24 protein-coding genes and 1 rRNA gene are annotated in these 23,375 nt (G+C 67.8%); 16 read left to right on the forward strand and 9 right to left on the reverse strand.

From position 1 onward, the window contains the following. The first annotated feature begins 53 nt into the window (after positions 1-53). Together groL and J2851_RS28440 are read left to right on the forward strand one after the other, a co-directional pair. Positions 54-1,697, forward strand: a complete 1,644-nt coding sequence (groL, locus tag J2851_RS28435) for a chaperonin GroEL (RefSeq protein WP_209770593.1) — start codon at positions 54-56, stop codon at positions 1,695-1,697. Between the two features lie 246 nt (positions 1,698-1,943). Next, a complete protein-coding gene (locus tag J2851_RS28440) occupies positions 1,944-3,647 on the forward strand; it encodes a catalase (RefSeq protein ID WP_209770595.1) in 1,704 nt (567 codons plus the stop codon). A gap of 174 nt (positions 3,648-3,821) precedes the next feature. On the opposite strand, the gene hmuQ is transcribed toward J2851_RS28440, so the two are convergent. From hmuQ to J2851_RS28455, 3 genes are all read right to left on the reverse strand, one after another. Continuing rightward, a complete protein-coding gene (hmuQ, locus tag J2851_RS28445; RefSeq protein ID WP_209770596.1) occupies positions 3,822-4,139 on the reverse strand; it encodes a heme-degrading protein HmuQ in 318 nt (105 codons plus the stop codon). 38 nt (positions 4,140-4,177) lie between these two features. Continuing rightward, the gene (locus J2851_RS28450) at positions 4,178-5,173 is read right to left on the reverse strand and encodes an alpha/beta hydrolase family protein (RefSeq protein ID WP_209770597.1); all 996 of its coding nucleotides are present in this window, start codon (positions 5,171-5,173) and stop codon (positions 4,178-4,180) included. Between the two features lie 101 nt (positions 5,174-5,274). Further along, a complete protein-coding gene (locus J2851_RS28455) occupies positions 5,275-6,156 on the reverse strand; it encodes a LysR family transcriptional regulator (protein ID WP_209770598.1) in 882 nt (293 codons plus the stop codon). A gap of 148 nt (positions 6,157-6,304) precedes the next feature. On the opposite strand from J2851_RS28455, the gene bla reads away from it, so the two are divergent. From bla to J2851_RS28480, 5 genes are all read left to right on the forward strand, one after another. Next, complete coding sequence (gene bla / locus J2851_RS28460) at positions 6,305-7,222, forward strand: class A beta-lactamase (RefSeq protein WP_209770599.1); 918 nt, start codon at positions 6,305-6,307, stop codon at positions 7,220-7,222. A 133-nt stretch (positions 7,223-7,355) separates the two neighbouring features. Next, positions 7,356-7,910: an ImmA/IrrE family metallo-endopeptidase gene (locus J2851_RS28465; RefSeq protein ID WP_209770600.1), complete on the forward strand. Its 555-nt coding sequence runs from the start codon at positions 7,356-7,358 to the stop codon at positions 7,908-7,910. 25 nt (positions 7,911-7,935) lie between these two features. Then, on the forward strand, positions 7,936-9,003 hold the full coding sequence (locus J2851_RS28470; RefSeq protein ID WP_209770601.1) for a hypothetical protein: 1,068 nt from the start codon (positions 7,936-7,938) through the stop codon (positions 9,001-9,003). Between the two features lie 269 nt (positions 9,004-9,272). Further along, on the forward strand, positions 9,273-9,536 hold the full coding sequence (locus J2851_RS28475) for a hypothetical protein (protein ID WP_209770602.1): 264 nt from the start codon (positions 9,273-9,275) through the stop codon (positions 9,534-9,536). 346 nt (positions 9,537-9,882) lie between these two features. Continuing rightward, positions 9,883-11,112: a BaiN/RdsA family NAD(P)/FAD-dependent oxidoreductase gene (locus J2851_RS28480; protein ID WP_209770604.1), complete on the forward strand. Its 1,230-nt coding sequence runs from the start codon at positions 9,883-9,885 to the stop codon at positions 11,110-11,112. A 91-nt stretch (positions 11,113-11,203) separates the two neighbouring features. Here the strand turns inward: J2851_RS28480 and J2851_RS28485 are convergent, their stop codons facing one another. Then, positions 11,204-13,408 (reverse strand): transglycosylase domain-containing protein, encoded by a 2,205-nt coding sequence (locus J2851_RS28485; RefSeq protein WP_209770606.1) that lies wholly within the window; start codon positions 13,406-13,408, stop codon positions 11,204-11,206. Positions 13,409-13,613: 205 nt separating this feature from the next. Here J2851_RS28485 and J2851_RS28490 point away from each other — a divergent pair, with 205 nt between their 5' ends. After that, the gene (locus J2851_RS28490; protein WP_209770607.1) at positions 13,614-13,925 is read left to right on the forward strand and encodes a polyhydroxyalkanoic acid system family protein; all 312 of its coding nucleotides are present in this window, start codon (positions 13,614-13,616) and stop codon (positions 13,923-13,925) included. Between the two features lie 77 nt (positions 13,926-14,002). On the opposite strand, the gene pspF is transcribed toward J2851_RS28490, so the two are convergent. Next, positions 14,003-14,995, reverse strand: a complete 993-nt coding sequence (gene pspF / locus J2851_RS28495) for a phage shock protein operon transcriptional activator (RefSeq protein WP_209770608.1) — start codon at positions 14,993-14,995, stop codon at positions 14,003-14,005. A gap of 166 nt (positions 14,996-15,161) precedes the next feature. On the opposite strand from pspF, the gene J2851_RS28500 reads away from it, so the two are divergent. The 4 genes from J2851_RS28500 to pspC all read left to right on the forward strand — a co-directional run bounded on the left by J2851_RS28500 (position 15,162) and on the right by pspC (position 16,967). Then, positions 15,162-15,308 carry a hypothetical protein gene (locus J2851_RS28500; RefSeq protein WP_209770609.1) on the forward strand — a complete coding sequence of 49 codons (147 nt, stop codon included), beginning with the start codon at positions 15,162-15,164 and terminating at the stop codon, positions 15,306-15,308. A 136-nt stretch (positions 15,309-15,444) separates the two neighbouring features. Then, a complete protein-coding gene (gene pspA, locus J2851_RS28505; protein WP_209770610.1) occupies positions 15,445-16,116 on the forward strand; it encodes a phage shock protein PspA in 672 nt (223 codons plus the stop codon). 178 nt (positions 16,117-16,294) lie between these two features. Continuing rightward, positions 16,295-16,522: an envelope stress response membrane protein PspB gene (gene pspB / locus J2851_RS28510; RefSeq protein ID WP_209770611.1), complete on the forward strand. Its 228-nt coding sequence runs from the start codon at positions 16,295-16,297 to the stop codon at positions 16,520-16,522. A gap of 19 nt (positions 16,523-16,541) precedes the next feature. Beyond that, positions 16,542-16,967, forward strand: a complete 426-nt coding sequence (gene pspC, locus J2851_RS28515; protein WP_209770612.1) for an envelope stress response membrane protein PspC — start codon at positions 16,542-16,544, stop codon at positions 16,965-16,967. A gap of 78 nt (positions 16,968-17,045) precedes the next feature. On the opposite strand, the gene J2851_RS36420 is transcribed toward pspC, so the two are convergent. The 4 genes from J2851_RS36420 to J2851_RS28530 all read right to left on the reverse strand — a co-directional run bounded on the left by J2851_RS36420 (position 17,046) and on the right by J2851_RS28530 (position 20,169). Next, positions 17,046-17,168 (reverse strand): hypothetical protein, encoded by a 123-nt coding sequence (locus J2851_RS36420; protein ID WP_264654364.1) that lies wholly within the window; start codon positions 17,166-17,168, stop codon positions 17,046-17,048. 139 nt (positions 17,169-17,307) lie between these two features. Next, on the reverse strand, positions 17,308-17,820 hold the full coding sequence (locus J2851_RS28520; protein WP_209770614.1) for a hypothetical protein: 513 nt from the start codon (positions 17,818-17,820) through the stop codon (positions 17,308-17,310). An 11-nt stretch (positions 17,821-17,831) separates the two neighbouring features. Continuing rightward, positions 17,832-18,410: a hypothetical protein gene (locus J2851_RS28525; RefSeq protein ID WP_209770615.1), complete on the reverse strand. Its 579-nt coding sequence runs from the start codon at positions 18,408-18,410 to the stop codon at positions 17,832-17,834. 190 nt (positions 18,411-18,600) lie between these two features. Continuing rightward, positions 18,601-20,169, reverse strand: a complete 1,569-nt coding sequence (locus tag J2851_RS28530) for a diguanylate cyclase (protein WP_209770617.1) — start codon at positions 20,167-20,169, stop codon at positions 18,601-18,603. Between the two features lie 324 nt (positions 20,170-20,493). Here J2851_RS28530 and J2851_RS28535 point away from each other — a divergent pair, with 324 nt between their 5' ends. From J2851_RS28535 to J2851_RS28550, 4 genes are all read left to right on the forward strand, one after another. Then, positions 20,494-20,967 carry a DUF411 domain-containing protein gene (locus tag J2851_RS28535; protein ID WP_209770619.1) on the forward strand — a complete coding sequence of 158 codons (474 nt, stop codon included), beginning with the start codon at positions 20,494-20,496 and terminating at the stop codon, positions 20,965-20,967. Between the two features lie 103 nt (positions 20,968-21,070). Continuing rightward, on the forward strand, positions 21,071-21,964 hold the full coding sequence (locus J2851_RS28540) for a helix-turn-helix transcriptional regulator (protein WP_307421050.1): 894 nt from the start codon (positions 21,071-21,073) through the stop codon (positions 21,962-21,964). 150 nt (positions 21,965-22,114) lie between these two features. Then, positions 22,115-22,819: a phosphatase PAP2 family protein gene (locus J2851_RS28545; RefSeq protein ID WP_209770621.1), complete on the forward strand. Its 705-nt coding sequence runs from the start codon at positions 22,115-22,117 to the stop codon at positions 22,817-22,819. Positions 22,820-23,283: 464 nt separating this feature from the next. Next, positions 23,284-23,375: ribosomal RNA gene (locus tag J2851_RS28550) — 16S ribosomal RNA — on the forward strand; the annotation flags it as partial.

Raw genomic sequence — 23,375 nt, forward strand, 5'->3', positions numbered from 1 at the left:
GTCCTCCGCCCGCGCAAAACCCCGATCAACCCGAATACAGAGGATAGTGAGCAATGGCTGCCAAGGAAGTTAAGTTCTCCGCCTCCGCGCGCGAGAAGATGCTGCGCGGTGTGGACATCCTCGCCGACGCCGTGAAGGTCACGCTGGGCCCGAAGGGCCGCAACGTCGTCATCGAGAAGTCCTTCGGCGCTCCGCGCATCACCAAGGACGGCGTGTCGGTCGCCAAGGAAATCGAACTGTCGGACAAGTTCGAGAACATGGGCGCCCAGATGGTCCGCGAGGTCGCCTCGAAGACCAACGACCTGGCCGGTGACGGCACCACCACCGCGACGGTCCTGGCCCAGGCCATCGTCCGCGAGGGCGTGAAGTCGGTCGCCGCCGGCATGAACCCGATGGACCTGAAGCGCGGCATCGACCTGGCGGTCGAGACCGTCGTGAACGACATCCGCGGCCGCGCCAAGAAGGTCACGACCAACGACGAGATCGCCCAGGTCGGCACCATCTCCGCCAACGGCGAGGCCGAGATCGGCAAGATGATCGCCCAGGCGATGGAGAAGGTCGGCAACGAGGGCGTCATCACGGTCGAGGAGGCCAAGAGCCTGGAGACCGAGCTGGACGTCGTCGAGGGCATGCAGTTCGACCGCGGCTACCTGTCGCCGTACTTCATCACCAACGCCGACAAGATGATCGCGGACCTCGAGAACCCGTTCATCCTGCTGCACGAGAAGAAGCTGTCGGGTCTGCAGGCCCTGCTGCCGGTCCTGGAGGCCGTCGTGCAGTCCTCGCGTCCGCTGCTGATCATCGCCGAGGACGTCGAGGGCGAGGCGCTCGCGACCCTGGTCGTGAACAAGCTGCGTGGCGGCCTGAAGGTCGCCGCCGTGAAGGCCCCGGGCTTCGGTGACCGCCGCAAGGCGATGCTGGAGGACATGGCCATCCTGACCGGCGGCCAGGTCATCTCCGAGGATCTCGGCATCAAGCTCGAGAACGTCACCATCGACATGCTCGGCACCGCCAAGAAGGTCGTGATCTCCAAGGAGAACACCACCATCGTCGACGGCGCCGGCTCGGCCGACGACATCCAGGCCCGCATCGGCCAGATCAAGGCGCAGATCGAGGAGACCACCTCGGACTACGACCGCGAGAAGCTGCAGGAGCGTCTGGCCAAGCTGGCTGGCGGCGTTGCCGTCATCCGCGTCGGCGGCGCCACCGAGGTCGAGGTGAAGGAGCGCAAGGACCGCGTTGACGACGCGATGCACGCCACCCGCGCCGCGGTGGAAGAGGGCATCGTCGCCGGCGGCGGCTCGGCCCTGCTGTACGCCACCAAGGCTCTCGACGCCCTGAAGCCGGTCAACGACGAGCAGCGCGTCGGCATCGAGATCATCCGCCGCGCCCTCCAGGCCCCGGTCCGTCAGATCGCCTACAACGCGGGCACCGACGGCTCGATCGTGGTCGGCAAGCTGCTCGACCAGTCCGACGCCAACTTCGGCTACGACGCCCAGAAGGGCGAGTTCACCGACCTGGTGAAGGCCGGCATCATCGACCCGGTGAAGGTGGTTCGCACCGCCCTGCAGGACGCGGCCTCGATCGCCGGCCTGCTGATCACCACCGAGGCGATGATCGCCGAGAAGCCGGAGAAGAAGGCCCCGCCGGCCGGCATGCCGGGCGGCATGGACGACATGGGCGGCATGGGCTTCTAATCGAAGCTCAGCGTCACTCGCGACGTTCGCGGAAAGGGCGGTCCCTCGGGGCCGCCCTTTTCCTTTTGGCTCCTTGTTTTTGCTCTTTGTCCTGGGATTTGGCTTTCAGACATGTCCCGTCGCACAGGGTCCGGAACGGTCGGGCGGCCCGGCGGTTAGCGGTGGACCGGCCGTGCCCCAGCGGGCCGGCCCCATTCCCGCGCGCGGGACCCCGCCCGCGCGCACCCGCCGTTCAGGGAGCATGCGATGGCTGACAAGAAGAAGACCGGTTCCGCAACGACGCTGACCACCCGCCAGGGCCACCCGATCACCAACAACCAGTCCCAGCGCACCGTGGGCAGCCGCGGCCCGGCGACGCTGGAGAACTACCAGTTCCTAGAAAAGATCACCCACTTCGACCGCGAACGCATTCCGGAGCGCGTGGTCCACGCGCGCGGCTTCGTCTGCTACGGCGAGCTGGAGGTGACCGGCAAGATCGGCGACGAGCCGGCGTCCAAATACACCCGCGCGAAGCTGTTCCAGACCGCCGGCAAGAAGACGCCGCTGGCGATCCGCTTCTCCACCGTGATCGGCGGGCGCGATTCGTCGGAGGTGGCGCGCGACCCGCGCGGCTTTGCCGTGAAGTTCTACACCGAGGACGGCAACTGGGACCTCGTCGGCAACAACCTCGCGGTCTTCTTCATCCGCGACGCCATCAAGTTCCCGGACGTCATCCACTCGCTGAAGCCCGACCCGATCACCTTCCGGCAGGAACCGAACCGCATCTTCGACTTCATGTCGCAGACGCCGGAATCCATGCACATGCTGACGCACCTGTTCAGCCCGCGCGGGATCCCGGCCAACTACCGGCACATGGAGGGCTTCGGGGTCAACACCTACAAGATGGTGAACGCGCAGGGCCAGACGGTGCTGGTCAAGTACCACTTCCACCCGCGCTGTGGCGTCGCCAGCCTGACGGCGGAGGAGGCGGCCAAGGTGCAGGGCCAGGACCTGGGATCCGCCTCCAAGGACCTCTTCGAGGCCATCGAGCGCGGCGAGTATCCGCAGTGGGACATGTATGTCCAGATCATGGAGGACCACGACCATCCCGAACTGGACTGGGACCCGCTGGACGACACCAAGGTCTGGCCGGAAAAGGACTTCCCGCTGCGCCACGTCGGCGTCATGACGCTGAACCGCAACGTCGAGGATTTCTTCAATGAGAACGAGCAGATCGCCATGGGCACCGGCGTGCTCGTGGACGGGCTCGACTTCTCCGACGACAAGATGCTGGTGGGGCGCACCTTCTCCTACTCCGACACGCAGCGATACCGGGTCGGCACCAACTACCTGCAACTGCCGGTGAACCAGCCGAAGAACGCGCGCGTCGCCACCAACCTGTCCGGCGGTTCGATGTCCTACCAGCGCGACCTGGCGCCCGGCCAGAACCCGCACGTCAACTTCGAGCCGTCCATCCACAACGGCCTGCGCGAGGAACCGCGGGAGGAGCCGAACAACCCGCCGGAAATCCGCGGCCGCCTGACCCGCAGCGTGCTGGAACGCCGCAACGACTACGCCCAGCCCCGCGCCCGCTACTGCACCATGATGGAATGGGAACGCGACGACCTCGTCCAGAACATGGGCACGCTGCTCGGCCAGTGTGAGCGGGACGTCCAGGAACGCATGCTCTGGCACTTCTTCCTGATCCACGACGACTACGGCAGCCGCGTCGCCGGGATGCTCGGCATGACCGCGGACGACGTGAAGCACCTCCAGCCTCTTCCGAAGCAGGTGCTGACCGACGACGACCAGAAGCGGCTGAAGAACCTGGGCAAGAACGGCGACAAGATCGACCCCACCGTCTGGGGCCAGTGGACCAGCTCCGTCAAGAACCACAAGGCGACGGCCGACGAGGTCCTGGGCAGCATGCGCGGCGGATCGCCGATGAAGGCCGGCAAGGCCGCGGAGTGAGGCGATCTTAAGCCCCTCCCTCGGAGCCCTAACCCTCTCCCCCCTGGGGAGAGGGTGGCCCGGAGGGCCGGTGAGGGGGTTGCGCTTTTGCCGGACGTACCAGAGTAGCGCAACCCCCTCACCCTAACCCTCTCCCCAGAGGGGAGAGGGAACATTCCGATGGGGAGAGGGGCCTTACGTCCTCTCCACCGTCTGGATCACCTCGAACCCCTCGAACTCCGGCGGGCCGAGGTAGAGCGGCTTGTTGCCGGCTGCCCCCTTGTGGGCCATGCGAAAGGCCTCCGACCGGGTCCAGTCGAGGAAATGCTGCTCCGACGCCCACACGGTGTGGGAGGAGTAGAGCCGGTGGTCCTCCTTGCGCGGCCCGCGCAGCAGGTGGAATTCCACGAAGCCGGGCACCGCGTTCAGGTGAACTTCGCGGTTCAGCCAGACCTCCTCGAAGTCTTGCTCGGCGTCCGGCCGGACCTTGAAGCGGTTCATGGCGATGTACATGGCGGCGGCTCCTCTCATCGTGACGGTGCGGCAATGAGCTATGGTCCGCTGCGCGCCGCGGCCAGATTGCGGTCGAAGAAATCCACCACTTCGCGGTTCAGCCGCTCATGGAAGGCCGCGCGGTCGAACCCCGGCGGATCCTGGGCCGGGGCGCCGATCTCCGCCACCAGCTCGGCCGGATAGGGAACGATGAAGGAGAAATGTCCGGCTCCCGCCACCAGCGCGTATTCGCTGTTTGGGGGCAGCCGGTCCCGCACCTCCTTGACCTGCGCATCGCCCAGGATCACGTCGGCTTCCGCGTCGTAGAGGCGAATGGGGGCCGAGACCTTGGCGAAGGCGCCGTCCCCGAACATGGCGCTGGCCGGAACCATCGCCACGACGGCGCGGATCCGCGGGTCCGGCGCCTCAATCCGTCCGGTCCATTGGGGCACGCCGTCGCGGCAGAAGGCGGGGTTGCGCGGATGCCGGGCGCAGAAATCGGCGATGATGCCCAGATCCGCCACGCCGCCGGCCGCGACCAGCACGGTGTAGCCGCCGGCCGACATGCCGAGCGCGCCGATGCGGCCCCCATCCACATGCGTCCCGACATCCGGATCGGAGAGCACACGATCGAGCGCGGCGGAGAACTGCGCCGGGCGGTTCCGCCACATCACGGCGGAGCGGGCATCCCGGTCGTCGTCGAAGCTGTTGCCGACATGATGCACCGCCGCCACCACGTAGCCGGCGCGAGCCAGTGCCATCGCCGTATCGACATGGCCGAGCGCGCTGCCGCCGGAACCGTGCGACACCATCACCAGCGGATGCCGGCCTTCAACCACCGGCGCCCCATCGGCCACCGACAGGGTGAAGGGGCCGCGCCGCACCGGCTGTTCCGGCGCGGTCGTCGGATACCAGACGTTCATGCGGCCCATGCCGTCATGGGCCGGATCCGGGTAGGTCATCGTGCGCATCCCGACCTCGGCCGCCGCCGGCCCCGCCATTCCGATGCCCGGCAGCGCCGCCAGCATCGTTAACGCCACAAGGAAACGCCGCATGCCCACCCCCACACTGTTTGGTGGCGAAAACCTAAGACCAAGCTCGCGTTGCCCGGAAGGCGGCACTCCGCCGCAGTTGAGAGGGCGGTGCCGCCCAGCCGTTACCCGCCCATGGCCGCCATCTCCAGGATCCAGTCGCGGAAGGCCGCCATGGCCGGCGTGGGATAGCGCGACTTCAGGTGCGTCAGCCAATAGCTGCCGACCGACGCGGTGACGGCGAAAGGCTGCCGGATGTCGCCCGACGCCAGCTCCCGCCCGAACATCAGCGGCGGCGCCAGAGCCACCCCCGCCCCCTGCAAGGCCGCCTGCATCATGGCGAGCGAGCTGTCGAACACCATGCCCTTCGCCAGCGGCGCCGGGAACGCGACGCCCGCCGCGGCGAACCAGGCCGTCCACTCGTCGGTGCGGTAGGAACGCAGCAGGATGTGGTTCACCAGATCCGCCGGCTCCCGCAGCCCGTCGGCGATTGTGGGGATGCACAGGACCGACAGCGGGGCGGGGAACAGGTGCACCGCCTCCGTCCCGTGCCAGGCGCCGTTGCCGAAGCGGATGGCGTAGTCCAGCCCCTCCGCCGCCATGTCCACGCGGTTGTTGTTGGTGGACAGCCGCAGCTCGATGAAGGGGTGCTTCTGCTGGAAATCGGGCAGGCGCGGCAGCAGCCACCCCACGGCGAAGGTGCCGACCGCGCCGATCATCAGCACGTCGCGGACATGCCCGGCCTCGAACCGGTCCAGCATGTCGGCCATCCGGTCGAAGCTGTCGCGCAGCACGGGCAGCAGCGCCTCCCCCTCCGGCGTGATCATCAGGCCGCGCGGCAGGCGCTTGAACAGCGTGACGTTCAGCCGCGTCTCCAGCAGCTTCACCTGATGGCTGACGGCGGCCTGGGTGACGCACAGTTCAACGGCGGCGCGGGTGAAGCTCAGGTGCCGGGCCGACGCCTCGAAGGCGCGCAGCGCGTTGAGCGGCAGGTGGGGCCGGACCATGGATACCCAAATTCAATTTATGGCTCCTCCGAAATAACGTGGTTTGTGGCCCCGGTCAAACCGCCCCTATCTTCCCCTCACCGGCGCGCGCCCTGGCTCTTTCAAAGCCACTTCCAAAGACAAAATCCCAAAGGTTCGGAGGACCGAGATGCCTGCTTCGATCTCGCGCCGGGCGGCGCTGTCCAGCGCCCTGATGGCCGCCACGGTGACCCTTGCCACGCCCCTGGGGCGCGGCGCCCTGGCCCAAACACCGGCACAAACGTTTCAGGATGCCGCCGCCCGCCTTGCCGATCTGGAGCGCAAGAACGGCGGCCTGCTCGGCGTCGCCGCGCTCAACCTCGCGACCGGCGCCCGCATCGGGCACCGCAACGCGGAACGCTTCCCCATGTGCAGCACCTTCAAATTCCTGGCCGGCGCCTTCGTGCTGTCCCGCGTCGACCGCGGGCAGGAGCGGCTGGACCGCCGCATCGTCTACGGCAAGGACAAGCTCGTCCCCTACGCCCCGGTGGCGGAAAAGCACGCCGACGGCTCCGGCCTGACAGTGGCGGAGCTGTGCCACGCCGCCATCACGCTCAGCGACAACGCGGCCGCCAACATCCTGATGGAAAGCTTCGGCGGCCCGGCCGCCCTGACCGCCTGGCTGCGCTCCATCGGCGACGGCGTGACCCGCCTCGACCGCTGGGAGCCGGAGCTGAACGAGGGCGCCCCCGGCGACCCGCGCGACACCACCACGCCCGACGCGATGCTCGACACCATGCGCCGCACCCTGTTCGGCGACGCGCTCAGCGAAGCATCCCGCAAGCAGCTGGCCGACTGGGCCGTCGCCACCTCCACCGGCGGCAAGCGCCTGCGCGCCGGCTTCCCGGCGGACTGGCGCGCCGGCGACAAGACCGGCACCGGCCAGCGCGGCATGACCAACGACATCGCCGTGGCTTGGCCGACGAAAGAGGGGCCGACGAAGGGCGGCCCGCTGCTGGTCACCGCCTACTACCGCGACTCGACCATCCCCGCCGACCGCCGCGACGCCGTGATCGCCGAGGTCGGCCGAATCGCCGCGGGGGTGTGACGGCGAGGGGAGGGGGCCATGGGGGCGCTCCCCAACCTCCTCCCTTTGAGTCATCCGGTCGCACCCGTCTTGAAGGTTGGCGTGGCGAATGATACCTCTTCCATGACGGGTAATTTTCACAGACTGCCGGGCCATGCCGACCTTTACCCCCACCCCGTGTCACGCCTCGAAGGCCGTCGTCCAGATGGCGGCGGAGAAATACGCCGCGCATCTCGGCTTCAAGCCGGGCGCATCCATAGAGGATGTGGTGAAGGCGCTGGGCGGGCGCATCCACTACCGCGACATCAAGGGCAGCGGCGATCTGGTGGAAAGCATCCGCATATCGAGCGTGCGTGAGTTCGACATCTTCCTGCCGCTGGACACCTCGCCGGCGCGCGACCGTTTCACCATAGCCCACGAGTTGGGACATTTGGTGCTTCACTACGCACCAATCGCCGCGCGGGGCGGTGTACCGACAGATGGCCCGGTAACCTTTAACCGCTATCTGCCCGATGATCCGCTGGACGACTTGAAGCGCTGCGAATGGGAGGCGAACTGGTTTGCGGCGGCCTTCCTGATGGCATCCGAACCCTTCACGCAGGCGTGGCGAGAAACCGGTGGGAACGAAGAAGAGGTCGCCCGCCGCTTCTTCGTGTCCACTGCCGCCGCCCGGAACCGCGCCGCCAGCCTCAAGCTAACCAACGCCTGAGCTAATTGCCGGAAGCCCCGTCCCGATGACCGACCCGACGCTGCTGGCCGAGGCCCGCGCCGCCTACACGATCGTGCTGTTCCTCAGCGTCGATCTATCCGGTTCGACGGCCTTCAAGTTTTCCAACGACTTGGCGGATCGCAAAGCCGGTGAAACTGATGCCGATCCAGTCCATGGCTGGTTTTCCGTCATCCAGAAATTCTACCGGCACTTCAATCAGAGTTTTTTGACCCGCTTCAACGGTGAAGCGTCTACGGCGCAACGGCCAAGATTATGGAAGGCGCTTGGTGACGAATTGATCTACATGGTCGAGGTGACTGAAACTCAGTTTGTCGCCTCGACCGTTCGTCGGTTTGTCGACGCGGTGTTCGCCACACGGCATATCGTACGGGACATGTCGCGTTCGCTTGATCTGAAAGCCAGCGCTTGGCTCGCCGATTTTCCCGCCCGCAATGCTATCGTGGACCTGAATGGCCTGCATGACCCCCTTCAGGAAAAGCCGTCGGCGGCACGCCGGTTTTCCGCTTCGGCAGAGTATGACTACATCGGGCCGTCGATGGACGCCGGCTTTCGCCTGGGCAAGTTGGCGTCGCGGCGCAAAATGCCTTTGTCCGTTGAGCTCGCTTATGTGCTCGCGGAGGCGTTATCAACAAACCGGACGCACGGTTTGATTTTTGGTTACGAAGGCCGCGTTGAACTCAAGGGAGTGCTTGGCGGCGAAGATTACCCCGTCCTCTGGCTCGACGTGGAGGATGATCGAGCGCGTTGCGAAGCCAACGAGAACGAAGCTTCACTTTTGGGCCGAAAGCGTACAGTTGATGTTCCGGATATCCGACAATTCTGCCCTAGTTTCATCACGTCTTCTCCCTGGATGGAGCCTCCTTTTCTTAAGGACGAAGTAGCGGGGCCTTTCGTTAGGCTGCCTCGCTCCGTCGTCGACCACATGGCAGCCATCTCTGATCGGGCACAGGTCGAAAACCGCCTTTATGACGAGAATGCCGCTGTTGACGTGGTCATTGACGACCAAACCGGCGCGCGTGCAGACGAAACTTCTGACGATTTGTTGAGTGGTGTCATGCCGGTTAGCGTTTGAGTCTCAGCCTATTACCGCTTGCCTCGCTTGCTCATTCGTACGGCGGTTGCATTTTGGACCAAGCCTGTCTCACGGCCTCCGTGGCGGAGCGGCTTTGCCAGCATGTGACGGATTCGCGCCGCAGCCCCGCACCGTCCGCGGAATGATCGCTGCGGTGTGAACCCGAAGCTGCTAAGAGGGGTTTTCTTCTCGGACCCGGTTTCCGCGGCGATGCCCAAAGGAATCGGGGCCGTGACGCCGACGACCACTTGAGAAAGAGGACCCCCGCGATGTCGACACTCCACAAGCAAGCCATGGAAGCGGTCCTTCAGGCCGCCTCGCACGACATCGTCGGCACGCTCCAGGAGCGGGGCGTCAGCGACAAGCACAGCGAGGAAGGCGACCTCGCCGTCCTCGACGTCGCCATCCTGCACGCCTACCGCATCTTCATGCGGATCTGCGAGGAGAACGGGCTGGAGGTGGACGCCGGCTACTTCGCCGACATGGCCAACGACCTCGCCGACGAGGTGGCCCAGGAGGAGGAGCAGGACTGACCGGTCCCGCCCACCGGGGCGGCTCCCTCCAAGGGCCGCCCCGGAATTGCGCCCGCGCGCGTGATGTGTTAGGAATATAGTCAATTCATTGCTTGCTGCCGAGCCGAACGCCCGTGATTGCCCAGTCCCACATCCTCAAGACGTCACCCGCACACTCCATAACCCTCTCCCCTCTGGGGAGAGGGCAGGGTGAGGGGGCCCCGCCACCTTGGTACGTTCGGCAACAGCGCAACCCCCTCACCCTAACCCTCTCCCCAGAGGGGAGAGGGGACTTTAGGGGCGCCCATGCGACATCACCGCGTTTCATGTTTCATAGCGTTGCACAGCGTTTCACGGAGGCCCGCCGATGAGCGCCGACACTCCGGAATTTACCCCCGACGTCGCCATCATCGGCGCCGGCCCGGCCGGGCTGATGGCGGCGGAGGTGATTGCCTCCGCCGGGCGCACGGTCGCGGTTTATGAGCGGATGCCGACCCCGGCGCGCAAGCTGCTGCTGGCCGGGCGCGGCGGGCTGAATCTCACCCACTCCGAACCCGTCGACGCCTTCACCGGCCGTTATGGGGAGCAGGCCGGCCGCTTCGCCGACCTGCTGTCCGGCTTCTCGCCGGCCGACCTGCGCGCCTGGGCGGAGGGGTTGGGGATCGAGACCTTCGTCGGCTCCAGCGGGCGTGTCTTCCCGGTGCAGATGAAGGCCTCCACCCTGGTGCGCGCGTGGCTGCGCCGGCTCGACGGGCTGGGGGTGACGCTGCACGCCCGGCACCGCTGGCTCGGCTGGGACGGGCAGGGAGCCTTGCGCTTCCGCACGCCGGACGGGACGGAAAGCACCGTAGCGCCGCGCGCCACCCTGCTGGCGCTGGGCGGGGCGAGCTGGCCGCGCACCGGCTCCGACGGAACGTGGACGGAGCTGCTGGCCGCGCGCGGGGTGGAAGTGGCGCCGTTGCGCCCCTCCAACATGGGCTTCGAGGTGCCCTGGTCCGATCACCTGCGGGAGCGCTTCGCCGGCCAGCCGGTGAAGAGCGTCGGTTTGGCCTTCGGCGACCGCCGCCTGAAGGGCGAGTTCGTCATCACCGAGACGGGCATCGAGGGCGGCGCCGTCTACGCACTGAGCGCCCCCCTGCGCGACGCCATCGAGCGGGAGGGCTGGGCGACCCTGACCCTCGACCTGCTGCCGGACCAGACGGAGTCGGCGATTGCCAAACGGCTGGGCCGGCGCGGGGCGGAGTCGCTATCGACCTTCCTGAAGAAGGCCTTCTCCCTGACCGGTCCGCGCGCCGCCCTGCTGCGGGAATTCGCGCCGGCCGCCGACCTCTCCGACCCCGCGGCGCTGGCCCGCCACATCAAGGCTCTGCCCGTGATCCTGACCGGCGTCCGCCCGATCGAGCGCGCCATCTCCACGGCCGGCGGCGTCCGCTTTTCAGAGGTGGACGACACCCTGATGCTGACCCGCCTGCCCAGCACCTTCGTCGCCGGTGAGATGCTGGACTGGGAGGCGCCGACCGGCGGCTACCTCCTCCAGGGCTGCTTCGCCATGGGCGTGCGGGTGGGGAAGGGGGTTTTGCGATATCTTGGCCCGTAGGTTGGGTGGAGCCGCAGGCGCAACCCAACATCCATCCCGATGCGACGCATGTTGGGTTGCGCTGCGCTCCACCCAACCTACGGATGTCGGGTCAGCGCATGTGGTTCCCGTAATCGTACTGGACCCGCGGCGCGGTTCCGCCGCCGGGGCCGCCTCCACCGGTCAGCTTGTCGATCAGGGACCCGATGCCGGACGCAACGCCCCCATCGGAGTGGCCGCGCGGCGGGGCGGCCGGGGCGGGGCGGGTCGGCTCCGGGATGCCGGCGGAGACGTAGGTCGGGGCGCCCTCCAGCCCCGGCAGGGGGCGGGGCGGCTTGCCGGCGTGGGCGTCCAACATGAAGCCCTGCCAGACCTTGGCCGGCAGCGACCCGCCGGTGACCTTCTTCATCTCGTCGTTGTTGTCGTTGCCCAGCCACACCCCGGCCACCAGATCGGCCGTGAAGCCGACGAACCAGGCGTCGTGGTAGTCCTGGGTGGTGCCGGACTTGGCCGCCGCCGGCCGGTCGAGCTTGGCCGCCTTGCCGGTGCCGTAGTCGATGACCCCGGTCATCATGCGGGTCAGCTGCACCGCGTGGACCGGGTCCACCACGGGGGCGGCTCCGCCGCTCTGCCGCCGGTACAGGACCTTGCCGTCGCGGTCCCGGATCTCGGCGATCGCGTAGGGCCAGACCGGCGCGCCGCGGTTGGCAATGCCGGCGTAGGCGCGGGTCAGCTCCAACAGGTTCACCTCGCTGGTGCCCAGCGCCAGCGACAGGTCCTTGCCGATGGGCGAGCTGATGCCGAGGCCAGCGGCGATCTTGCGCACCCGCTCCACCCCGACCCGCTCCATGATCCGGACCGTGGCGGTGTTGGAGGAATAGGCCAGCGCGTTGGCCATGGTGATGGTGCCGCGGAACTTGCCCTCGTAGTTGCCGGGGCTCCAAGTGCCGATGCGGATCGGGCCGTCCTCCACCGGGCTGTCCGGCGACCAGCCGGACTCCAGCGCCGCCAGATAGACGAAGGGCTTGAAGGAGGATCCGGGCTGGCGCAGCGCCTGGGTCGCCCGGTTGAACTCGCTGTTGTCGTAGTCCCGGCCGCCGACCAGCGCGCGCACCGCGCCGTCCGGGGTCATGGCGACGATGGCACCCTGCCGCGCGTTGGCGGCGGTTCCGGGGCCGGCGAGGATCTCCTCCAGCCGCTGCTCGGCGGCCCGCTGGATCTTCAGGTCCAGCGTGGTGCGGACGACGACGTCCCCGTGGTCGGGGCCGATGAAGCCGTTCACCAGATCGGTCACCCAGTCGGCGAAGTAGCGGCCATCGCCGCCCGGCTTGCGCTTGGGCCCCAGCGGGGTGGTGCGCGCCGTCTCCGCCTCCTGCGCGGTGATGTAGCCGGCATCGGCCATGGCCGCCAGCACGACGCGCGAGCGCTCCGCCGCCTCGTTGGGGTTGGAACTGGGGGAATAGCGGGACGGCGCCTTCAGCAGGCCGGCGATGATCGCCGCCTCCCGCAGCTCCAGCTGCGTGGCGGGCTTGCCGAAGTAGGTCCGCGCCGCCGCGTCCACGCCGAAGGTGCCGGCGCCCAGGTACACGCGGTTCAGGTAGGCGGTGAGGATCTGGTCCTTGGTGAAGCGGTGCTCCAGCCAGAGCGCCAGCATGGCCTCCTGGATCTTGCGCTTCAGCGACTTCTCGGGCGTCAGGAACAGGTTCTTGGCGAGCTGCTGCGTGATGGTGGAGCCGCCCTGGGCCGACCGCCCCGACCGCCAGTTGACGTAGACGGCGCGGGCCAGACCGATGGGATCGACGCCGAAATGGTAGTAGAAGCGCCGGTCCTCGATGGCCAGCACCGCGTTCACCAGGTTCGGCGGCAGGTCCTTCACGCTGAGAGTCGTGCCGTACAGGTCGCCGAAACGGGCGAACTCCGTGCCGTCGGCGGCCAGGACGGTGACCGACGCGCGCCGTTCGAACTGCGCGACCTTGGAGATGTCCGGCAGGTCGAGCGCGAACCAGGCCAGCACCGCGCCCACCGCGACGCCCAGCCAGACCGCGGCCACAAGCGCCGCGTTGACCAGGGACCGCAGGATCGACCGTCCCCCGCCCCCGCCGCCGGACGCCTTGCGCGCCGGCTTGGGCTGCTTCGGGGGTTTTGGCGGCTTGGGCTGCCTCGGGGGCTTGGCCGCGCGCGGCGGTTCCGGCTCGCGTTCGGGCAGCTTGGGAAGCTTCGGCAATTTCGGCAGCTTGGGGCGCAAGGCCGGCTCCTCCCCGCGCGACTGGACGGGGCGCGGGCCGGCAAACAGGTCACCCGGTCGTTCGTTGCTCACGGCGCGCTCCCGGCTCCCATTCCTGGGCCCCCAATGACATCCCTGATTGCGTCTATACGCCGCGGGCGCCCTACCACGAAAGGGCGGACACAATCCCGACAAGATTTGTCTTAGGACCGTTGCAGAGAAACGACGGGGGTGGAAGAAAACGCCACCTGCGCTGTTGTCCTGTCGAATGTTCGTTGACGACGCGGAGAAGATTTTCATGTCCAAGCCGCTCACCCTGACCATCCCCCACCAGCTGGGCCGGGACGAGGCGAAAAGGCGCCTGTCGGAGGGCATGGGGCAGGCCCGCTCCTACCTCAGCGCGGTGGCGTCTAGCATGGACGACCACTGGACCGACGACCGAATGGATTTCCGCGTGGTCGCGATGGCCCAGACCGTCACCGGCTACATCGACGTGCAGGACGACTGCGTGAACGTGGAGGTGCAGCTTCCCTGGGCGCTCGGCATGCTGGCGAACAAGGTGAAGGACCGCATCCAGCAGCAGGGCACGCTGATGCTGGAAAAGAAGTGACCGGAGCAGGGCAACCCAACAAACGTCGCGCTGGGACGATGTTGGGTTGCGGCTTCGCCTCCACCCAACCTACGGCTCTAACCGCCGATCAGGCCGTGCTTCTTCAGAAGGCCGCGCAGCTGGTGGTAGCCGAGGCCGAGCGCCTGCGCGGTCTGGCGCTGGTTGAAGCGGCTTTTCTCCAGGGCGGTGCGCAGCAGGCCGGCCTCGAAGGCCCGCACCCGCTCTTGGAAGTCGTCCGGAAGCGGTTCGGCCTCCTCCTCCCCGGGCTCCGGCGGCACTGACGCCAGCGCCGCGGGGCGCCAGGGGGAGGCGAAGGGGTCGAGGGTGACGTCGTCCACCGGCCCCTCCGGGTCCGATGCCGCCACGGCCCGCTCGACCGCGTTGCGCAGCTCGCGCACGTTGCCGGGCCAAGCGTGGTCCAGCAGCTGGTCCATCGCCCGCGGCGTGAAGCCGGGGAACAGCGGCCGGCCCAGCTCCCGCACCATGCCCAGCGCGAAATGCTCGGCCAGCCGGGGGATGTCCTCCCGCCGGGCGCGCAGCGGCGGCAGGGTGACGACGTCGAAGGCCAGCCGATCCAGAAGGTCGGCGCGGAACCGCCCCGCCTCGGCCAGCGCCGGCAGGTCGGCGTTGGTGGCGCCGATCACCCGCACGTCGACGGTCTGCGTCCGCCCGCCGACGCGTTCGATCTCCCCATACTCGACGGCGCGCAGCAGCTTCTCCTGCACGGCGGGGCTGGCCGTGGCGATCTCGTCCAGGAACAGGGTGCCGGTGTCGGCCTGCTCGATCCGGCCGATCTGGCGGCGCACCGCGCCGGTGAAGGCCCCGGCCTCGTGCCCGAACAGCTCCGAGTCCAGCAGCGTCTCCGGCAGTGCGGCGCAGTTCACCTTGACGAAGGGCCTGTCCCACCGCCGGGACAGATAGTGCAGGCGGGCGGCCACCAACTCCTTGCCCGTGCCCCGCTCCCCGATGATGAGGAGCGGTCGCTCCAGCGGGGCCACGCGGGAGACGTGGGCGAGCATGGCGCGGAAGGCCGGAGACTCCCCCAGCAGCGGCGGTGGGTTCTGCGTCATGGTGGATTTGGCGAATGGTTCGTCACTTTCTTGAATATATCGCTGAAAGCGCGACTCGCAAAGGCCGGGCTCCGGCACTGGACTCCAGCAACCGCAAGGCTTTCCGCCGTCTTCCGCGGTTGGCACGCGCCTTGCCAATGAGAGGGTCAAGGTTATGGAGACCCTGATGAGCCACTACAGCGACTATCACCGCCGCTACACCCGCGAGGCCCGCCCCCTGGTGGCGCGCGTCCGCACCTACCTCAGCACCCGCCCGACCGAGAGCTGGGTGTTCTTCGCCGCCGGCCTTCTGGTCGCGACGATCCTCGGCTGATACGGACGGCGCCTGAAGGCACCGTCCGTATCATCCTCTCGATCAATGCTGAAGCATTGATCTGCCGGATTTAACGGTCGGCGGGCACTGGATGTGTTCATCCGCCGACCGTTTGACAAACACAGAGAAAAAAATCATGAGCATCTTTTCGCGCCTGACGGACATCGTGCAGTCCAACCTGAACGCTCTGCTCGATCGCGCCGAAGATCCCGAGAAGCTGATCCGCCTGATCATCCAGGAGATGGAGGACACGCTCGTCGAGGTGCGCTCCTCCACGGTCAAGATCATCGCCGAGAAGAAGGAGGTCGAGCGCCGCGCCGCCGACCTGAACCGCGAGCGCGACGACTGGGACCGCAAGGCCGAGGTCGCGCTCAGCCACAACCGCGAGGATCTCGCCCGCAAGGCGCTGAAGGCCAAGTCCAAGGCCGCCGACGAGGCGGAGGTCCTGACGCGGCAGATGGTCCAGATCGAGGAGGCGCTGTCCAAGGCCAACGAGGACATCGGCCGCCTGCAGGCCAAGCTGACCGACGCCAAGAACCGTGAGAAGGCGCTGGTCGCCCGCACGAAGACCGCCGCGAACCGGGTCCGCGTCCGCTCCACCCTGCACGACGAGCGCATCAACGACGCCTTCTCCCGCTTCGAGCAGGTCGAGCGCAACCTCGACGAGTTGGAAGGCCGCGTGGAGGCCTACGACGTCGGCCGCACCAAGACGCTGAGCGAGGAGATTGCTGAGTTGGAGGCCGACAAGAAGGTGCAGGACGAGCTGGCCGCGCTGAAGGCGCGGGTCGCCGCCCGCCGGGAAGGCTGATCCTTCAGCCGCACCGCAGGCCGGGGTTGGATGGCGGGCTCATCCGGCACGCCCCCGCGTCTTGCCCCGCCGGGTTCCGCTTGCGGCCGACCCGGCCTGCGGTTTTCTTCCCGAAGCGTCCTTCCCGACCCTTTCCGCCCGACCCTGGCCCGACCAGAACAAGAAAGGCTGACCCTTGATGAGCGGTTTCGGCTTCGTGCTCGCGGTGCTGTTCATGACCGTGGTGGCACCGCTGTGGATCATCTTCCACTACATCACCAAGTGGCGCTCCCAGCGCGGGCTGTCCGCGCAGGACGAACGCCTCCTGGCCGAGTTGTGGGAGATCGCCAACCGGCTGGAGGGCCGCATCCACACGCTGGAACGGGTGCTCGACGCCGAAGCGCCCAACTGGCGCAACAAAATCTAACCTGACAGGAGAGGTTCCCATGGACCGCTCTTCGCGGCATTCCGCGTCGTCCACGTCGCCTTATGATTCACCGAACCCGCACAAGCTCTACCGCGATCCGCAGAACGGCGTGATCGGCGGCGTGTGCGCCGGTGTGGCGGATTACTTCGGGATCCAGCCGATCCTGGTGCGGCTGGCCTTCGCGTTGGGGCTGTTCTTCTTCGCGCCGCCGCTGATCCTGGGCTACGTCATCGCCGTCCTGGCGCTGCCCGTCAAGCCGCCGCGGCTCTACAGCAATCCGGACGAGGAAGCGTTCTGGCGTGGAGTGTCCATCAAGCCCGACCGCACCCTGGCCGGCTTGACGCAACGCTTTCGCGACTTCGAGAAGCGCGTCGGAAGCTTGGAAGCCTACGTCGCCTCCAAGGAGTTCGAACTCAACCGCGCGATCCGCGATCTGGATCGCTGACGGCGGGCATGCAGCCGTCCCCCGGCCACCATCACCTGATGGTTGCCGGCCGGTGATCGCCGCGGGCCGGCGCTGAAATCAGCGCTGGCGGCGACGGTCCCGGCTGCGGACGCGCACCGGCTTCATGGCCGGGCGGGCTGCGGCAAGACCGGCGAGGGCCGCGGCCATCGCACCAACGAGCACAACCAGATCGAGATCCATCACGGCTCCTCCGCTTGTCTTGCTCAGAATGACGCAAGTAAGATGCACATGGTAGCGAAAAGAGGTGATGGCAACCGTCCGGCCGGCCGATAACGACCGGCGGAGTAACTCCACCCGGCGCGGCCAACCCTTCCGCCGGTCAGTCGAGGTGTGGTTCGACCGCCCGGATGGTGAAGCCCTTGTGGTCCGGATAGCGCGCGTTCGTCTTCTCCCGCGCCTTCTTTTCATCCAGTCCCCAGACCAGGAAACGCCGGCCGCGCTTCCAGCGCTCCCGCGCGTCCGGGTCGAGGTCGACGTTGACGCGCCCTGCATAATCCGGGTTCGCCACCGTCACCACCCAGCCGAGGTCGGCCGGCGTGCGGCGGTCGTCCAGGACATAGACCCGGCGGTCCATGGCGTTGCTCGCCTTCAGGCGCTGCTCCAGATCCTCGCAGGCGAGTTCGATCGACGCCTTGCGGCGCCGTGCGTCGCGCAAGTCCCGCGCCTGCTGAAGCGTGCCCCGTGCGGCGCGCCGGAGCCGTTCCACCTGCGTCTGCTTTCGGGCCACCGCGTTGGCGATGCGGCCCTCGGCCGTCTTCAGGCGGCGCATGGCCAGGGCCAGGGCGAAGGCCAGCGACGCCACGCCGACCAGGACCGCGAAGATGTAGGGCATGTCGGGCGTCCTCAGCTCGCCTTCGCAACGGGAGCGTCGTCGTCCGTCCGCTTCCCCGTCCGCGCGTCCTGCAGCCTCAGGACCACATAGCCGAAGGCGGGAGGGTACCGCCGCTCGATCTCCGCCCGTGCGACCGGCATGGTGCGCGCCCAGACCTCCATCGTCTGGGGCAGCGCCCAGGAGGAGTCGATGAAGGCGTGCTGCTTCTGCTGGCCGGCGGATCCCACATACTTGTTCACGACCTGGGCGATGTAGCAGGGCGTGCCCGCCAGTTCCTCGCCGACGAGGCGGACGAAATGGTCGCCGGACTGCTGCGCGTCCCTCAACTGCCGTTCCAGCGCTTGCCGGCGGCGCAGCAGGTCGCGGGTTTCCTCGTCGACTTTGCGCAGTTCCGCGGCGCGTTGTTCCTTGCGGGCGTCCAGTCGGGTTTCCAACTTGGCGCGCCGGGCGATCACCTCGCGCACGCCGCCGGTGCCGTGCCGCCGCTCGATCGCGCGCTCGCCGAGCATGATCGCCGCCTTGCCGATGCCGAACGCGATGCCGGACAGGGCGAAAGCGGTGAAAAGGGCCTGCGCATACTCGTTCCACATGGGCCTGGACCTGATCCGTGCGCCTGGGGCCTACGCCATTCGGGTGTGGGATGCGCTACAGGTAAACCAGGGTGCCGGGCCGTTCAACGCCCATCTGTGGCGCCGCACCGCTTCGCAAGCTTCGTAGTCGATCACGAAACAATGCTGTCGGAACACGGGAACTCATGAAGCCGGCTGCACAACCCGGATGTTACGGCGTTGCCGTGCACACCCGGTTGCGGCCGGCCTGCTTGGCGTCGTAAAGCGCGGTGTCGGCGCGCCGCAGGGTCTGCTCGATAGACGGTTCGACCCCGTCCCACTCCGCCACGCCCAGGCTCCCGGTGATCGGGATGGCCCGGCCCTCCACCGCAACCGGGGCACCGGCGATGGCCGCGCGGACGCGCTCGGCGACGACGTGGGCGCCGGCGAGATCGGTTTCCGGCAGCAGGATGGCGAACTCCTCGCCGCCGAACCGCGCGATCTGGTCGGAGGTGCGCAGCGCCTCCCGCGCGCGGCTCACGGCGACCCGCAGGACCTCGTCCCCGGCGGCGTGGCCATAGCCGTCGTTCACCGCCTTGAAATGGTCGAGGTCGAGCAGGAACACGCTGAGCCGGCGCCCATGGCGCCGCGCCCGGCCCAGTTCCGCCCCGGCAAGCTCCAGGAAGTGCCGGCGGTTCCACACGGCTGTCAGCGGGTCGACGGTAGCCAGCCGTTCCAGCTTGGCGTTGGCATCCTCCAGGGCGCGGGTGCGTTCGGCCACGCGCGCTTCCAGCGTCTCGTTCGCTTCCCGCAGCCGCTCGTACAGGCTGACGTTGGCGAAGCTGATGGCGATCTTGGAGGCGAACACCTCGACCAGGCCGCGGTCCACCTCGTCCAGCGGGCGGTCGGTGTGGATCCAGGCGGCGACCTCGTTCCCGTCCGGCACGCGGATGAACAGGGTCGTCTCGTTCTGGCCGTAATGGCTCTGGCGGCTGCGGAAGGCGGTGGCGATCCGCTCCGCAAGGCCCACCGGGATCCCGGCGCCGGCCTGCCCCGCCGCCTCGGCGTAGGAACCGACGCCGGCCAGCACATAGATCGATCCATCCGGCAGGGCGCCGCTGTTCCAGCCGGCGTCCCCCGCCGTTTGCCCGTCGGGCGTTCCGCGCTGGGCGCAGAGGATGGCGTCGGGCTTCACGCGCAGGAACGCCGAGAGCTGGGTCAGCACGCCGGCCGCGAACTGCCGCATGGAGCGCATCTCGAACAGCCGGTCGGTGGACTGGATGATCTGCTGCAGCCCGCGGCGGTTGGTTTCCAGCGCGATGATGTCCGAATAGGCGCGCAACGCCGCGATGACCGACGTGAACAGCTTCTTGGCGGTCAGCTCCGTCTTCGACTTGTAGTCGTTGATGTCGTAGGCGAGGACGACGTCCTCCTCCGGCGCCTGGCCGGGCTGGCCGGTGCGCAGGATGATGCGGATCGCCAGGTTGCCCAGATCCTCGCGGATGAAGCGGACCAGCTTCAGGCCGGCGTCGTCCGTCTCCATCACCACGTCCAGCAGGATGATGGCGATGTTGTCCTCGGCCCGAAGGACCGCGGCCGCCTCCGCCGCCGACATGGCGCCCAGCAGCTCCAGCCGCCGGCCCTTGTAGCGCAGGTCGCCCAGCGCCAGCCGCGTGACGGCGTGCACCTCGGCATCGTCGTCGACGACCAGGATGCGCCACGGCTCCGCCTCCGGGGCGGTCGGCTCCGGAGATGCGTCCGGCGGCAGGTCGTCGTCGATGAACAGAAAGTCGGAGCCCATGCGCGCGTCTTGTCCGGCTTGGCCGGCCGGGATCAACACGTGATCGCGCCTGCCCTCGATCCATGCACGGATCTGTGGTTCATCTCTCAAGCGTTTAGCCGTAACCGATGCAACATGACGCACGCAACGGGTTCGTTGTCCTGATGGCGCGAATTCGGTCCTTCCCGGACCGCTTTCCGAACGGTTGAGCGTCGCTTGGACGATTCCGCCGCTTGAACGATGTGATTGAGCGTGATCAAAGCCCCTGGGATCGACGGGCACCAGGATGGGCGTCTCGCGCCGGGCCGACCTTCGGGGCCGGGCCGACCTTCAGGGATGGTGACCATGGAACTGAATCGGCGGACCTTCGTGACGGCCTTGACGGCCAGCTTGTCGATCGGCGCGCTGGCGGTCGCCGTGCGCGGAGTGGTCGGCGTGGCGTCCGCCAAGGCCGCGGAGGTGAGCGTGTGGAAATCGGCGTCCTGCGGCTGCTGTGAAGGCTGGGTCCGCCACATGCGCGACGCCGGCTACAGCGTGACGGTGCACGAGCTGGACGAGGTCGATCCGGTGAAGGATCGCCTCGGCGTGCCGGCGGCGCTCCGCTCCTGCCACACCGCGGTTGTGGACGGCTACATCCTCGAAGGCCACGTCCCGGCCGACAGCATCGCGCGCCTGCTGCGGGAGCGCCCGTCGGCCAAGGGCCTCGCCGTGCCGGGAATGCCCCAGGGAGCGCCGGGCATGGAGACGGGCGTCAAGGAGCCCTACGCCGTCGTCCTGTTCGGCGTGCCGGCCGGCAGCACCGTCTACGAACAGCGCTGAGCCCACGCTTTGCAAACGCGCCCCCTCTCACCATAATCGGCCCACCATAATCGGACGGCTCCCGGCCGGCGAACAAGGGCGGGATGCTTGGGGGAGGGACGTGGTGGTCGAGCTGCTGAACACGCGCGAGGTCGCGGATTACCTGCGCCTGAAGCAGCGCAAGATTTACGATCTGGTGCAGCGGGGCGATATCCCCTGCACCCGCGTCGGCGGCAAATGGCTGTTCCCCAGGGATCAGATCGACCGCTGGCTGTCCGCACGGGAAAGCGTCCATCGCGACGCCGCCGCTCCCCTGCGGACCGCCGCTCCTCCCGTGATCGCCGGCAGCCACGACCCGCTGCTGGAATGGTGCGTCGATGAATCGCGCTGTGGCCTGGCGCTGATGGGCGGGGGCAGCCTCACCGGGATCGAGCGGCTGGCCGAAGGCGCGGCGGTTGCCTGTGGCCTGCATGTGCGCGACGCGGCGACCGGTGACTACAACATCCCCCTGGTCGAACAGCGGCTCGGCGACCGCGACGTCGTCGTGCTGGAATGGGCGCGGCGGGAGCAGGGGCTGGTGGTCGCGGCCGGAAACCCGCTGGGCATCCAGGGCATCGCCGATCTCGCCCGGTCGGGCGCGCGCCTCGTGCGGCGCCCGCCGGAAACCGGCGCGCAGACTCTGTTCGACCAGCTGATCGACGAGGCCGGGCTGCGCTGGCCTGACCTCGCCACGCTGGAGCGGCCGGTGCGGGTGGAAACCGATGTCGGCCTCGCGGTGCTCAACGGCCAAGCCGATGCGGGAATCGCCATCCGCGCCGTGGCGCACCAGCTCCGGCTCGACTTCGTTCCTTTGCACTGGGAACGCTACGACCTCGTCATGCGCCGCCGCGACGTCTTCGAGCCGCCACTGCAACGCCTCCTGGCCTTCGCCCGCTCGCCGGCCGCCGCACGCCGGGCGGAGGAATTGCAAGGCTACGACCTGGGTGGCTTCGGCACGGTGCATTTCAACGGCCCGTGATCCGAAACCTGCCCGAAGGTCCAAAGACGCTTCTACGGTCGAGGCACCGCTGCGGGAATAAGCCCTTTCCTCTTCACGCCGTTCGGGCGTGTGCCTTTGTTCCTCCCCATTGGCGCAGCCTCCGATGCGCCTTCTGGCGGAGGGAACGACGTGACCACAGCCTTCGACCTTGCCATCATGAACACGCTGAACGCCTACAGCCGGCACAGCGTGGCGGTGGACAAGGCCATCTATGTGATCGCCCAGAGCGACCTTTTGAAAGGCGGCGTCCTGATGGCGCTGCTGTGGTGGGCCTGGACCCGGAACAGCGGACGTCTGATCGGACCGGACCTCCTGTCCATCCGCACCATTTTCGGCGCCTTGCTCGCGATCCTCGTCGGGCGGGCGATGCAGAACTTCCTCCCCATGCGCCTCCGCCCGGTGCACGACCCGAACCTCGCCTTCGTCGTTCCCCACGACGTGAACGCCTGGGCGGTGGATGGCTGGAGTTCCTTTCCCAGCGACCACGCGGTGCTGTTCTTCGGCCTGGCAACCGCCGTCTGGTGGGCGAGCCGCGGGCTCGGCGCGCTGGCCTTTCTTTGGACGCTGGTGGTGATCTGCCTGCCGCGGGTCTACCTCGGACTCCACTTCCCGACCGACATCCTCGCCGGGGGCGTCGTCGGCGTGGCGATCATGGCCCTGGTGCTCGCGGTGCCGGTTCCGGAAGGCCTGCGCCACTGGTTCATCCGCCAGCAGGACACCCGGCCGGGACTCGTCTACGCCGTGGGCTTTCTTCTGACCTTGCAGATGGCCACTCTGTTCGCCAACGCGCGCCGGTTGGTGGAGGGGGCGATGACGGTCGTTCTCGGCTCCTGAGAAAAAGCGCAAACGGCCGAAAAAAGCGCTTGCTCGGTTTGGCCGACCGGCCTATACAACGCCTCCCCGGCGCGGCGCTGCTGACGAAGCGGTGACGAGCCAAAGGGAACGGAAGACAAGACGAAGTATCGTCGGGCCGGCGTGAAAACAACGGCTTGACAGCGCAAGTCGAAGCTTCTAGATACGGCGGCCTCGCCGCGTCGCCCTTCCGGGCCGGACGCCGGCGCCGCAGCGGTTCCTGAGGGGATCGCGGGTTCTTGGATAAGTGGATACCGTGTTGTGAGAAGGGATGCGCAGGCGGCGGTGATGAGCCGTTGTGGTCCGCGGGCTGGTTCTCTGGTTGGGGATCGGCAACACGCGGGATCGCCTGGAGCATCCTGGTCAAGCAGTATGAGACGTACAGTTTCGAAAGCTTGGGTAGGAACGCTTTGACGGTCCTGATCAAGTGGGCTTCGGCTCTACTTGAACCTGAGAGTTTGATCCTGGCTCAGAACGAACGCTGGCGGCATGCCTAACACATGCAAGTCGAACGGAGGCTTCGGCCTCAGTGGCGCAC

Origin of the sequence: Azospirillum rugosum, from assembly GCF_017876155.1 — a bacterium.
Taxonomy (GTDB): Bacteria; Pseudomonadota; Alphaproteobacteria; order Azospirillales; family Azospirillaceae; genus Azospirillum; species Azospirillum rugosum.